The sequence below is a fragment of the Mucilaginibacter oryzae genome (assembly GCF_003148845.1).
GTDB classification, from domain to species: domain Bacteria; phylum Bacteroidota; class Bacteroidia; order Sphingobacteriales; family Sphingobacteriaceae; genus Mucilaginibacter; species Mucilaginibacter oryzae.
Genome location: NZ_QGHA01000003.1, coordinates 105921 through 118473 on the forward strand (window position 1 = coordinate 105921; position 12553 = coordinate 118473).

Consider the following 12553-nt stretch of genomic DNA (forward strand, 5'->3'; position numbering starts at 1 on the left):
TTATTTAGTGTTTTAAAGGGATTGCTGCAATTTAGTGGCCTAAAAACTGCGACTGATCAGGTAAAGTAACTTCGATATCGCCATCGATGATAACACACTGGCAGCCAAGGCGTGAGTTGATGCGCGGGTTTACTGCCCTATCAATAAAATCCTCTTCCTTATCTGATATTTCCTGAATGTTGTCCATCCCCTTATTTACGTAAACATGGCAGGTGCTGCAGCCGCAAACACCACCGCAATTGTGCTGAAGCTCGATGCCATTTTCGAGGCATACGTCCAATACAGATTCTCCTTCGGCTATTGGCAACTCAATACTTTCGTGCCCTTTTTCCTCAAAGTTGACCTTTATCTTATAAATGTTCATTTAGGCAAAAGTAACAAAATTACCCGTTTGCGCTAATCTCATTATTGTTTTTGATAATACCCTGACTTAACAAAGTATAAATATCTTGTAACAGAGGCGTATCGTTCAGCATTTGCAGGTGCGCGGCCATGGTACCCGTATCGTTACGAACCGCCGGACCGGTTTGTACCTCTCCCGGCATCTGCTCCTGAACTTTCAGCGCGGTTTCCAGGATCAGGGGGCGCAACATTTCAAAGTCCATCTGGTTACGGGCAAGTACTTGCCGTGCCGTGTTATATAAGTAATTGGGGAAATTACAGGCAAATACGGCTGCCAGGTGTAATACCCTGCGCTGTGCAGAACTAACGGCATATACATTATTGCTTATGGTGTAGGCCAATTCTTTTAATTGCGCCAATATCTCATCGTTCCCGCCTTCCAAACAAAGCGGAACTGACCTGAAACTAACCTCACGTACTTTACTGAAAGTTTGCAGCGGATAAAAAACGCCTGCATTGGCAGTAAACGCAATTAGGGTATCAAGGTCGGTAGCTCCTGATGTATGCACCATCAATTTATTGTGAACGGCCAGCGCCCGGGCAACTTGCGCTATCGCGTCGTCTTTTATCGCGATTACAAATAAATCGGTATCCGGTAAAATATGGTCCAAATGATCAACGGCTTCGGCACCAACATGATAAGCTAATAACCATGCCTTTTGCAGATCGCGGCTATACACCTGTACAATACGGTGCCCGGCATTTTTAAACGCGGCTGCCATATGGGTAGACACATTGCCCGAGCCTATTATTGTTATGCGCATAATACGAAGATTAGAAATCAATAAACTACAAATCCTTTACAAACAAGATCGAAATATCAGATGCAAAGAGACACTTTTACTTTGCAAAAAAATCAATTACTAAAACCTCTCGGCCCAGCTAAGTCCGTCAGGTAATTCAGTTCTGCTAAATTCGATATGCACTACCCTCCTTTTTCTGTTATCAGAAGTGCGGCCGGAAGCATGCATCAGCAAAGGCCGCATTACCATCATGCCCCCTGCCTGCACATTGCTGGTTACAGAAGTAAAAACTTGATGATTGATACTTTCAGGACGAATAACGCCATCAAGGTGCGAACCGGGGATAACTTTCAAAGCGCCGTTACCTTCATCAGTATCATCTAAATGGATCCGGATGGTAAAATTATCTTCAAGAATGTTTAAAGGGGGCTGTACGGCAAACTGGTTATGCTTCAATGTCCAGGGGACATATCCTGCAATGTCGTTTTTTTTATCAACCGAAATTGTCAGGTCCTGGTGCCATGCTACAAACCAGTTAGATAAGGCCGGCTTATCAAAGTAAATGGACTTTACTACAAAATAGCCTTCACCAAACAGCATTTGAAGGCAGGCATGGAGTCTATTTGTAAAAATTAAGGCAGATATGCAAGGAATAGCCTTAAGAAACTGCCGGATGGCAAACAGATCATCGGTTTGCCTGAACAAGGGGCCGGTTTTATCGGCACGTTCAATGGCAGCAATGATAGTATTCACCTCGGCATCAGTATAAATAGCATTAACAACGGTAAAACCGTCGGTTTTGATTTTATGCTGATGCCGGGCAATGTCCACTTAAACGGTTTTAAGTTCTTTATTACGGCGCCTGATTGATAAAAGGAAACCTATTACCATAATTACAGACCCGCTCCAAAAGAAGTTGATATAAGGGAAGCTGATGGCGCGCATCACTATCCATGGCTTTTTATTTTGAGGCTGTTGGTAAACAGTAATCTCCATTTTTTTGCTCTCCGGGTTAATCCTCGAGAAACGGAGTTTCAGTCCTGCATCCTCAACCTTGCGGGCAAAATCAAATACGTTACCATCCTTAATCATAAATACCGGCTCGGCATTGTAAACGGTATTGTTGGCATGCACCTCGAGGTTAGCGCCAATAGCAACATCATTAGGCCCAACCTTAATATTTTGTACACTTGCCTGTTTGTTGATCGATTTCAGGATTATGAAACCATCGCGATATCTGATAGTATCGCCAACGGCTACCTCGTGCGCAACAGGTTCATCGTAGTTTTTATCGTCGTTACCTTCATCATGAGCCGCTTCGCCGCCCTGCATATTAAAGCCCTGGCTTGGCACGGCAGTAATGTGGGTATACAAATCGCTGGTTAGATAATGCTTGGTATCCGGCGATGAAGCAAAACCCGCTTCACGACTGGCCTGTACCTTTGGCTTCAGTACAAAGTTTTCGAGCACTTTTCCGTTAGCATCCAGTTTTTTGTAATCAACCTTATAAAAATGCTCGGGCGTGGAAATCGAATCGCCGAGGTAGGTAATGGTATAATCGCCCATTTTTACCGGCACATTCTTATAAATCATGATGTTTTCCTTAACGTTGCCAGCTTTTTCGTCAAAACCCTGCACAGCAAGTTCGCCGCTTGCGTTTTGCGAAACCACTTTGCTGGTACCAGCCGCTATCACCGCGCCGATTAACAGAAAACCGAAGCCAAGGTGCGCCACAGCGGCACCCGCCAGCTTAAATTTACCTTTAAAGGCATCAACCAAAACTTTGGCATTAGCCACTACCGAATAAACCGAGCCGCACATCACCAATATAAACACAACGTTTAGCTTGTAAACGCCCGTAACAACCACTATTAAAGCAGTGATCAGCATGGCGAAAACAAAGTAAACGCCCGTAGTGATGAAGAAACGGGTAATATCTGTTTTCTTATATTTTAAAAACTGTGTAAAGCCGGTAAGTATGGTAACCACAAAAGCGAATGCCGATTGAATCACATTGTAATGTTTAACGGCATCGGCAGGCGGGGCTATTTTAGTACCGAACATAGCATTCCACACCGGTACCGATGTAACAACGATAAGGTGGAAACATGACAGGCCCAAAAACACCGAGCCTACAAACATCCAGAATTCGCGCGAGTAGGTTTCTTCATCCTTTTTGGTGATCGGGAGCTCCTTCCATCGCCATACCAAAACACCAATGGTGATGGCCAGGAATATCAGGATGCCGATTACAAGCTGCCAGAACATGCCCAGATCGGTAAAGGCATGCACCGAACTTTCGCCAAGGATACCGCTGCGTGAAAGGAACGAGGTGTACCAAACCAACACAAAGCTGATCAGCACTAAAAATGTAGCTGTAAAATACGAGTGACCGCTATTTTTAAATACGATAAGTACGTGCAATGCAGCAACTATGGTTAACCAGGGAAAGATAGAACCGTTCTCTACCGGGTCCCAGGCCCAGAAGCCGCCGAAGTTTAATGATTCATAAGCCCAAAACGAACCCATAATCACCCCGGTGCCCAAAATCATCGAGCCAAATAAGGTATATGAAATAGCAGGCTGTATCCATTCTTTATAGCGTTTTTGCCAAAGGCCGGCCACTGCGTAAGCAAAGGGAACAACCAGCGAAGCAAAACCCAAAAACAATGTAGGCGGGTGAATGATCATCCAGTAGTTTTGCAGTGAAGGGTTCATGCCCTGCCCGTCTTTTATAAAATCGAGGTAGTTTGGCTGCGAGAAAATTGGCGCTTCAATACCCGAATTACGCAACAGCAAAAACGGCGAGCTGCCTATGCGGGTACCCAAAATATCAATGCCCAACACCATGGTAGCCAGGATCACCTGCGATAAGGCCACAACCGTCATCACCGGACGCTCCCACGATTTTGCTTTAACAATTAACAGGTTACCTAAAACGGCCTGCCAAAATGCAAACAGCAAAAAGCCGCCCTCCTGCCCGTTCCAAAAACCCGATACCAAATAGTAAACCGGCAACGAACGCGAAGTGTACGACCATGCGTAATGATATTCAAAGTAATGATTGTAAAGGATATAAAACAGGCAGATACCCATCCCCAAAATGCCGATTGAGTTAACGATAAAGCCTATCCGACCTAAACGCTGCCAGCTGCTGTCCAGCTTTCCGGCATCATCGGTAGTGGCAAAGTAATAGCTTAAAAACGACAACAGGGCTGCTCCAAACGAAAGAACGATAAAAAACTGGCCGATCTGCCCCGGTAGAAGGTGCTCGCCCTTAAATACTGTATTCATCAAAAATGGTTAAATGCTGGCTTGTTTGGCCTTTACTTCGGTAACGTCTAATTTATCCTGGGTATATTTAGATGGGCATTTCATCAGGATCTTGCTGGCGTGAAATTCGTTGCCAACCATTTGGCCTGTAACCACCAATTGCTCTGAACGCTCAAAATCCTCAGGTTTTGTGCTGTTGATGATAACTTTACGCTCTTCGCCTTTATTATCATTCATGTAAAATGAAAAATAATTCGCATCCTTGGTGGCATCGTAAACAAGTTCCTTCTTTTTGTTGAGGTGCCCGATCACGTGCAACTCGGTACCCGATTGCTGCGCCTCTGCAAAAGTAGCATAGGTACTTGAACTTGAATAAACACTTATAATAACCGCTATAGCAACTGCTATAACAACCAAACCAAAAATAGCGCTCTTTTTCATTTTACGGTTTATATTAATTTAAATCGATTTGCAAAAATACAAAACATGCAGCTAAATAAGTTTATTACAAGATATATGTATTATTTAGAACCATTCTTAATAATTAAAACGTACCGAATTTGCGCTTCAGATTGACAGCATAGGTAGTGTCTCATTAAATAATGATGGGTAATTAGGAGGCAATAGGTTACCCGCAAAGTATCGGCACCACGACTTTACAAGGTAAAATCAACCTGCTTTGAATAAAATTGCCGTTAAACAATTCATGAATTTGTTTAACGGCAACTTTAAATACCTGTTCACTGAACCGAAAAGGGAACAGGCAGGTTTTCGCGTATGCAAATCATCCCAAAGCTTATGTGGCTACGTACTTAAAGCCTTCAGAATTCCCGCTGAACACATTAAATAATTTTAGCCTTCTCCAACTCTGCCTGCATTTGCTGCTGTAAGCTCAATGCTTCGGCCCTTGCGGCTTCGGCAAAATCCTCTCCGCTGCCTGCATATAATATGGAACGCGACGAATTAACCAGTAAACCGCAATCTTTAGTAATGCCATACCGGCAAACATCTTCCAGGCTGCCGCCCTGCGCGCCTACACCCGGCACCAGCAAGAAATTATCAGGCGCATACTGCCTTATATTAGTAAACTCGGTGCTTTTGGTAGCGCCCACTACATACATGATCCTGTCGGCACCGGCCCAGGTATTGGCCTTTTTTATCACGGTTTCGTACAAAAAATTATCTCCCGTTTGCAGGTATTGAAAATCCATACTCCCCACCGAAGAGGTTAAAGCCAGAATAATCACCCATTTACCTTCGTAAGCCAGGTAAGGCGTAACGCTATCATTACCCATATAAGGCGTAATAGTAATAGCATCAAAACTCATCCCGCCCGATTGCTCATCAAAAAAAGCGCGGGCGTATTTATCCGAAGTATTACCAATATCACCACGTTTGGCATCGATAATACTCAGGCAGTCTTTGGGCAGATATTTATAGGTATCAATCAAGGCCTGCAGGCCTTTGATGCCATACGCTTCGTAAAAAGCGGCATTGGGTTTATACGCTACGCACAAATCTTTGGTGGCGTCAATAATCCGTTTGTTAAACTCGAATATCGGGTCGGGGTAAGATTTTAAAAATTCGGGGATCTTATTGATATCCGGGTCGAGCCCTACACATAAAAACGACTTCTTCTTTTTGATCTGTTCAATTAAATCCTGGCGCGACATCATATAAGGGTAATAAATATTTTAATTGTCAAAAAAACTAAAAATTTAGCTTACACGTTATCTCAGCACAGATATTTATTTTTAATAATTTGATTTTAAGAAATAATTGTTTACAATTGCATCGTTTTCCAATGAATTTTTCTTGCACTAAAGAAACAATTTAAATCACCACGCTTTTTATTATCACTTTCATATAATACTGGCACGGGTTTGGATGTTTACTAAAAACAGGTTTCAAGATCAATTTCTTTCAATTATTGCCTTGCGCGCTTTTGCGTACGCTGAGCTTTAACACTTGCTTGGAAATTACCATTTGAAAAAAGATACAATAAAAAATCCCTTTTGAACTATAATTCATATCATGTCTGATAAAATTGAATTGAACGACAAACTCGTTTCTGAGTTGCGCGAAATTGCCAAAAATTTAGGTATTACCGAAGCAGACGAGCTTCGTAAGGCACAGCTTATAGCCCGCATTAATGAACAACAACAATTAATTGAAGCCGCCAGGGCTCAGCAAAATATAATTGAAGCAGCATATACCCCCACCCCCGTGGCTGGCGAAGTTACTGCTGAAACCGCAGAGAAACCCCGTAAACGGACCCGTGTTATAAAACCCAAACAATCATCATCAAAACCACGGGTTGAAGTACCTTTAGACGATACAAACCTCTTTGATACGCACGAAGATGAGCCTGCACAGGATGAAGCCGAAAATGAAACGCCGGTAGCAGCCCCCGCCGAAACTGAAACACCGCAACCTGGTGAAGTAACGGCGGCGAAAATGGAAGAATTGGTTTCGGAAGCCCGTACACAAAAATTTGAGCGACGTGTTAATCCAAACAATCAACACCAGCAAAAAGCGCAGGAACCTGCAATTAACCTCGATTTTGATAACGTTATCATTAACGAAGGCGTACTGGAAATTATGCCCGACGGTTATGGCTTTCTCCGCTCATCTGATTACAATTACCTCACCTCGCCCGATGATATTTATGTATCGCAATCGCAGATCAAACTTTTCGGTTTAAAAACAGGCGATACCGTGCGCGGCAGTATCCGCCCGCCAAAAGAAGGCGAAAAATATTTTCCGCTGGTACGCGTGGAAGCCATCAATGGCCGTGTTCCTGCCGAAGTTCGCGACCGTGTTCCGTTTGATCACTTAACGCCGCTTTTCCCGTCAGAAAAACTAAGCCTCTTTACCGATCCTAACAACTACTCAACCCGGATCATGGACCTGTTTTCGCCAATTGGCAAAGGCCAGCGTGGTTTGATCGTGGCTCAGCCAAAAACAGGTAAAACCATGTTGCTGAAAGATGTGGCTAACGCAATAGCAAAAAACCACCCCGAAGTATACCTTATTATATTACTGATTGATGAACGCCCTGAAGAGGTTACAGACATGGCCCGCAGCGTACGCGCCGAAGTGGTTTCATCAACATTTGACGAGCCGGCCGAGCGCCACGTAAAAATAGCCAATATTGTACTTGAAAAAGCTAAACGTATGGTAGAATGCGGTCATGATGTGGTGATCCTGCTGGATTCTATCACCCGTTTGGCCCGCGCCTATAATACCGTTGCCCCTGCATCAGGTAAAATATTATCGGGTGGTGTTGATGCCAACGCGCTGCACAAACCCAAACGCTTTTTTGGCGCGGCCCGCAACATTGAAGATGGCGGCTCGTTAACCATCATCGCTACGGCACTTACCGAAACAGGCTCGAAAATGGACGAAGTTATTTTTGAGGAGTTTAAAGGTACCGGTAACATGGAGTTACAACTGGATCGTAAACTATCCAACAAACGTATCTTCCCTGCTATCGATATCACTGCTTCAAGCACCCGTCGCGACGACTTACTGCTTGACCGTGAGACACTTCAACGCATCTGGATTCTGCGCAACCACCTTGCCGATATGAACTCTCAGGAATCGATGGAGTTTTTACAGGCCCAGATTCGCGGAACAAAAACCAACGAAGAATTTTTGATTTCGATGAATTCGTAATATTTTAGCGATAATGAAGTTATAAGTAATGCAGAATATTATTTGTAACTTCATTATTACTTAATAAAACCCTGATAACTTCGATGGCGAAATGAAGAGACGCGTAAAAAAACACCTTCCAAATGCTATTACCTGTGCCAATCTTTTCAGCGGCTGCATCGGTATAGTTTTCGCTTTCCAGGGTAACCTTATTGTGGCTGCATATGCCATTTTTTTAAGCTCGATATTCGACTTTTTTGACGGCCTTGCCTCAAGGGTTTTAAATTCCTACTCGTTTATCGGTAAAGACCTCGATTCGCTTGCAGATATGGTAAGCTTCGGTGTATTACCATCGGCCATCATGTATGAGTTGTTTTTACAAGCCCCTCAAATAGATGGTATAAGCCACCTGTTAAAGTATGCCGCTTTTCTGTTGCCAGTATTTTCGGCGTTACGCTTGGCTAAGTTTAATAATGATACCAGGCAGTCTGACAGTTTTATAGGTTTGCCCACACCGGCTAACGCTATACTGATAGCATCATTACCTTTAATCATGCAACAGTATGATGTATTGGCGCATTACATATTAAGCCCTTACCTGCTTACTGTTTTGATATTGGTGATGTGTTCGCTGCTGGTGTCTGAAATACCGCTGATGTCGCTTAAATTTAAAAACCGCGACTTTAACAAGAACATTTTCCGTTATTTACTGCTCATGTTTTCGGCAATACTGATACTATTTTTTAAATTTGTGGCCGTTCCGGTGGTTATATTTATTTATATCACCTTATCCTTAATTCAAACAAAACTCACAAATGACAAAATTCCAGGCTGAAATAGACGTAATGCCCAAAAAAGAAATACTTGACCCGCAAGGTAAAGCGGTAACCGGTAGCATGAAAAACCTTGGCCTTGCCGAGATCCAGAACGTGCGCATAGGTAAACACATTACACTCGAACTTGAAGCCGAAAGCGCCGAAGCCGCCGAAGCCAAAGTTGACCAGGCCTGCAAAAGCCTTTTGGCTAACCTGATTATGGAAAGCTATACCTTTAAGGTTTCTGAGGTTGCTTAAAGCTGAAAGCCGAAGGCTTAAAGCGAAAAGCATATTAAAAAATATAAAAAATTCGATATAAGAAAAAAGGCGACCCTTAAGGTTGCCTTTTTTCTTATGATGTTCCTATTTATATTAGAAAAGGTTTTGGCCGTTGGCTTTATGCTTTAAGCCTTGGGCTTTCAGCTTACAAATTAGCTTCTTTCTCTTCCTTAATTTGTTTCAGGGTATTTAAATTGGCCGATACCAGGGCGTTTACCTGGTTAAATTTATCCTGGATTTCGGCAGGGTTCTGGCCTCCGGCTTTGCAGGCCAGTTCAACTTCCTGTATAATGGCCTGGCTTATGGGCATGCCAAAAAAGCCAAGGTTGGGTTTTAGTTTATGTGCAGCCTGGGCTGCTACAGGCCAATCCTGTGCGGCGATGGCATTACCGATATTTTTCAATAACTCGGGCGATTGCTCCAGGAACATGCCTATCGAATCAACAATAAAATCGTCGCTGCCGTCAGCAATCTCATATAAAAAGGATAAGTCAAGATCCTGATCTGGTGAAATATATGCCATATATAGAGCTTTGTATTATTCAAAAGTATACTTTTTTACGATTAAATTGTCTTTAAGTTGAGCCTTTAACTCTAAAATATTTTTTCCGAATACAGGATGTACCAGTTGAGGGGCAATTTCGGCCAGGGGGATAAGCGTAAAGCTCCGCTTATATAACTCGGGGTGCGGTACCACCAGGTTTGATTCATGGATAACCTTATCGCCATAAAACAAAATATCGATATCAATAGTGCGGGCGCCCCATTTTACTTCCCTCCTGCGGCCCATCTTTAATTCAATCGCCAATACCTTTTTCAATACCTGCTGTGCGGTAAGGGTGGTTTGCAGCATCAGCACCTGGTTCAGATAGTCGGGTTCATCCGTTTTCCCCCACGATTGCGTTTCGTATACCGACGAAACTGTTACCGGCACCGCAACCTCTGCCGAAATCAGCTCAATCGCCTGCTGCAGAAACAATTCGCGGTTGCCGAGGTTACTACCCAATAGTAAAAAAACATTTATCATGTTGTAACAAATATAATGGAACCCGCTCTTAGCATTATACGGTGCCTTATTATTAAGTTTGCGCATAGATAACAAGATTTATAACGTTAATGAAACAATTCTTCAAATTCGTTCTGGCTACAATTGTAGGGGTAGTTATATCTGCCATTATTATCGGTGTTATAGGAATAGGGATTATCGCAGGCCTTGTAGCCTCGGCAGGCAGCGATAAAGTAACCGAAGTTAGCCCTAACTCGGTTCTTTACATGTCGCTTAAAAACCAGATCACCGAACGTACGCCTAACAACCCTCTGGCCGGACTTGGTTTTTTAGGACTTGATGAAGATAAATCTATCGGTCTGAATGATATCCTGGCAGATATTAAAAAAGCCAAAACAGATGCCAATATCAAAGGTATTTACCTTGATGAAAGCTACATGACCGCCGGGCAGGCCACCACCGAAGAGATCCGCAACGCCCTGATCGACTTTAAAAAATCAGGCAAATTCATCATCGCCTATGCCGAAGTTTACACCCAGGGATTTTACTACCTGGCCTCGGTTGCCGATAAAGTTTATATTAACCCTAAAGGCGTTTTTGAATTTCATGGCTTTAGTTCGCAAACCACTTTCCTTAAAGGCGCGCTGGATAAACTGGGCATTGAAGCGCAGATTATTAAAGTTGGCACATTTAAAAGCGCGGTTGAACCATTGTTCCTTACCAAAATGAGCGATGCCAATAAACTGCAGGTAACCTCCTACCTCGGCTCATTATATGATCATTTTTTAACCGGCATCAGCAAAAGCCGCGGTATTAATAAAGATTCGTTGTTTACTTATGCTGATAACATGCGCATCCAGTTTCCGGAAGACGCATACAAACTTAAACTGGTTGACGGCTTAAAATATAAAGACGAAATACTTAACGATTTAAAAAAACGTACGGGCACCGATTTAAAGGATGATTTAAAAAGCGTTGATTTAAACGATTATGCCAAAAACAAAGCAGACGACGGCGATGATAAATCTGACGATTCGGCATCCAAAAACCGCATAGCGCTGGTTTACGCCTCGGGCGATATTAATACCGGCGAGGGGCAGGATAACACCATCGGCTCTGAAACGATATCAAAAGCGCTGCGTAAAGCCCGGTTAGATGACAAGGTGAAAGCGGTAGTGCTGCGTGTAAACTCACCCGGCGGCAGTTCGCTGGCTTCCGACGTGATCTGGCGTGAGGTTAAACTTATACATGAAACAAAACCAATCATTGTATCCATGGGCGATTATGCCGCTTCGGGCGGTTACTATATATCATGTGCCGCCGATTCTATCATCGCGCAACCCAACACTATTACCGGCTCGATAGGTATTTTCGCGGTACTGCCGAATATGCAGAAACTGTTTAACGATAAGCTTGGCGTAACATTTGATGGCGTAAAAACCGGCAAGTATGCCGACTTAGGCGATGTGAGCCGCCCCTTAAGCCCCAATGAACGCCTCATTTTACAAAACAGCGTAAACCATGGCTATGACGATTTTACCAAAGCCGTAGCCGAAGGCCGCAAAAAAACGCAGGCTTACATCAACAGTATTGGCCAGGGCCGTGTATGGACAGGCGAACAGGCATTGAAAAACGGTCTGGTTGACAGGTTGGGTAACATAGATGATGCCATAGCCTCGGCCGCCAAAAAAGCTAAGATCAAAAACTATAGGTTAGTGGCTTACCCGGAGCAAAAAAGCTTTTTCAACAAACTGGGTAACGGCCTGAGCGCCGAAGTAAAAACCCGAATGGTAAAAAGCGAGCTTGGCGAAAACTACCGCGTTTACGAGCAAATAAAGGGCTTAACACAAATGATGCGTACACCCCAGGCCCGGTTACCTTACGATCTGGTGATTAAATAACTGTGGGTTCAAGGTTCAATCATTTACTTTCTATCTTGATCTCATTGAAATCAATAGCACCTTCAATATCAATCACAATTTCTTTACTTATATATGAAGGAGCATCCTGTAAATAACCAATCGCATAATATTTACTATGCTCTTTTATTATTTTAAGTATTCCGCCTTTCTGCTTCGAAACAATTGCAGGTAAAAGAAAATCCATCCTTTTGTTATTTCCAACAAAAACAAAAGCCTTATCCGGTTTAGAACCATACAAAAGCTGGATTTTTTGCGAAGGATAAATTGTTATACCTTTATAAACAAGCGTGTCATTCTTTAAAACCGCATCCTGCGCCGAGGCAATACTAACCTGTGTAAGTACCAAACCCAGCAAAACCAATACTTTTTTCATAACATGTAGATAGTGTTATTATATGTCTAATATACTGATACTTTTAGAAGTATTGTATAGTATCTAAAAACAAACCCGCCCCC

13 protein-coding genes are annotated in these 12553 nt (G+C 43.1%); 4 read left to right on the plus strand and 9 right to left on the minus strand.

What is annotated here, in order from left to right; genetic code table 11:
- Window positions 1–31: 31 nt before the first annotated feature.
- From LX99_RS09650 to pyrF, 6 genes are all read right to left on the minus strand, one after another.
- Window positions 32–364, minus strand: coding sequence for a 2Fe-2S iron-sulfur cluster-binding protein (locus LX99_RS09650; RefSeq protein WP_109607702.1), 333 nt, complete (start codon window positions 362–364; stop codon window positions 32–34).
- Between the two features lie 19 nt (window positions 365–383).
- Entirely contained in the window at window positions 384–1187 is an 804-nt protein-coding gene (locus LX99_RS09655; RefSeq protein ID WP_342769421.1) for a Rossmann-like and DUF2520 domain-containing protein, read from the minus strand.
- A 78-nt stretch (window positions 1188–1265) separates the two neighbouring features.
- Window positions 1266–1976, minus strand: coding sequence for a phytanoyl-CoA dioxygenase family protein (locus LX99_RS09660; RefSeq protein WP_109607704.1), 711 nt, complete (start codon window positions 1974–1976; stop codon window positions 1266–1268).
- Window positions 1977–4439, minus strand: a complete 2463-nt coding sequence (gene ccsA / locus LX99_RS09665) for a cytochrome c biogenesis protein CcsA (protein WP_109607705.1) — start codon at window positions 4437–4439, stop codon at window positions 1977–1979.
- Window positions 4440–4448: 9 nt separating this feature from the next.
- A complete protein-coding gene (locus LX99_RS09670; RefSeq protein WP_022831998.1) occupies window positions 4449–4859 on the minus strand; it encodes a cytochrome c maturation protein CcmE domain-containing protein in 411 nt (136 codons plus the stop codon).
- Window positions 4860–5260: 401 nt separating this feature from the next.
- Window positions 5261–6091: an orotidine-5'-phosphate decarboxylase gene (pyrF, locus tag LX99_RS09675; protein WP_109607706.1), complete on the minus strand. Its 831-nt coding sequence runs from the start codon at window positions 6089–6091 to the stop codon at window positions 5261–5263.
- 361 nt (window positions 6092–6452) lie between these two features.
- On the opposite strand from pyrF, the gene rho reads away from it, so the two are divergent.
- The 3 genes from rho to purS all read left to right on the plus strand — a co-directional run bounded on the left by rho (window position 6453) and on the right by purS (window position 9148).
- The gene (gene rho, locus LX99_RS09680) at window positions 6453–8096 is read left to right on the plus strand and encodes a transcription termination factor Rho (RefSeq protein ID WP_109607707.1); all 1644 of its coding nucleotides are present in this window, start codon (window positions 6453–6455) and stop codon (window positions 8094–8096) included.
- Window positions 8097–8187: 91 nt separating this feature from the next.
- Window positions 8188–8910, plus strand: coding sequence for a CDP-diacylglycerol--serine O-phosphatidyltransferase (gene pssA / locus LX99_RS09685; RefSeq protein ID WP_109607708.1), 723 nt, complete (start codon window positions 8188–8190; stop codon window positions 8908–8910).
- Window positions 8891–9148 (plus strand): phosphoribosylformylglycinamidine synthase subunit PurS, encoded by a 258-nt coding sequence (purS, locus tag LX99_RS09690; protein ID WP_109607709.1) that lies wholly within the window; start codon window positions 8891–8893, stop codon window positions 9146–9148. Before pssA ends, purS begins: the two co-directional genes overlap by 20 nt.
- Before the next feature lie 166 nt (window positions 9149–9314).
- Here the strand turns inward: purS and LX99_RS09695 are convergent, their stop codons facing one another.
- The gene (locus tag LX99_RS09695) at window positions 9315–9692 is read right to left on the minus strand and encodes an Hpt domain-containing protein (RefSeq protein ID WP_109607710.1); all 378 of its coding nucleotides are present in this window, start codon (window positions 9690–9692) and stop codon (window positions 9315–9317) included.
- A 15-nt stretch (window positions 9693–9707) separates the two neighbouring features.
- Window positions 9708–10196, minus strand: a complete 489-nt coding sequence (gene folK, locus LX99_RS09700) for a 2-amino-4-hydroxy-6-hydroxymethyldihydropteridine diphosphokinase (RefSeq protein WP_109608058.1) — start codon at window positions 10194–10196, stop codon at window positions 9708–9710.
- Between the two features lie 89 nt (window positions 10197–10285).
- Here folK and sppA point away from each other — a divergent pair, with 89 nt between their 5' ends.
- Complete coding sequence (gene sppA / locus LX99_RS09705; protein ID WP_109607711.1) at window positions 10286–12076, plus strand: signal peptide peptidase SppA; 1791 nt, start codon at window positions 10286–10288, stop codon at window positions 12074–12076.
- 19 nt (window positions 12077–12095) lie between these two features.
- On the opposite strand, the gene LX99_RS09710 is transcribed toward sppA, so the two are convergent.
- Window positions 12096–12470: a hypothetical protein gene (locus tag LX99_RS09710; protein WP_109607712.1), complete on the minus strand. Its 375-nt coding sequence runs from the start codon at window positions 12468–12470 to the stop codon at window positions 12096–12098.
- Between the last annotated feature and the right edge of the window lie 83 nt (window positions 12471–12553).

Bases quoted from the DNA above. Each gene is read 5' to 3' on its own strand.
- LX99_RS09670 (WP_022831998.1), bottom strand. From the start codon at position 4,859: ATGAAAAAGAGCGCTATTTTTGGTTTGGTTGTTATAGCAGTTGCTATA.
- sppA (WP_109607711.1), top strand. From the start codon at position 10,286: ATGAAACAATTCTTCAAATTCGTTCTGGCTACAATTGTAGGGGTAGTT.
- folK (WP_109608058.1), bottom strand. From the start codon at position 10,196: ATGATAAATGTTTTTTTACTATTGGGTAGTAACCTCGGCAACCGCGAA.
- LX99_RS09710 (WP_109607712.1), bottom strand. From the start codon at position 12,470: ATGAAAAAAGTATTGGTTTTGCTGGGTTTGGTACTTACACAGGTTAGT.
- rho (WP_109607707.1), top strand. From the start codon at position 6,453: ATGTCTGATAAAATTGAATTGAACGACAAACTCGTTTCTGAGTTGCGC.
- ccsA (WP_109607705.1), bottom strand. From the start codon at position 4,439: ATGAATACAGTATTTAAGGGCGAGCACCTTCTACCGGGGCAGATCGGC.
- pssA (WP_109607708.1), top strand. From the start codon at position 8,188: ATGAAGAGACGCGTAAAAAAACACCTTCCAAATGCTATTACCTGTGCC.
- LX99_RS09650 (WP_109607702.1), bottom strand. From the start codon at position 364: ATGAACATTTATAAGATAAAGGTCAACTTTGAGGAAAAAGGGCACGAA.
- pyrF (WP_109607706.1), bottom strand. From the start codon at position 6,091: ATGTCGCGCCAGGATTTAATTGAACAGATCAAAAAGAAGAAGTCGTTT.
- purS (WP_109607709.1), top strand. From the start codon at position 8,891: ATGACAAAATTCCAGGCTGAAATAGACGTAATGCCCAAAAAAGAAATA.
- LX99_RS09695 (WP_109607710.1), bottom strand. From the start codon at position 9,692: ATGGCATATATTTCACCAGATCAGGATCTTGACTTATCCTTTTTATAT.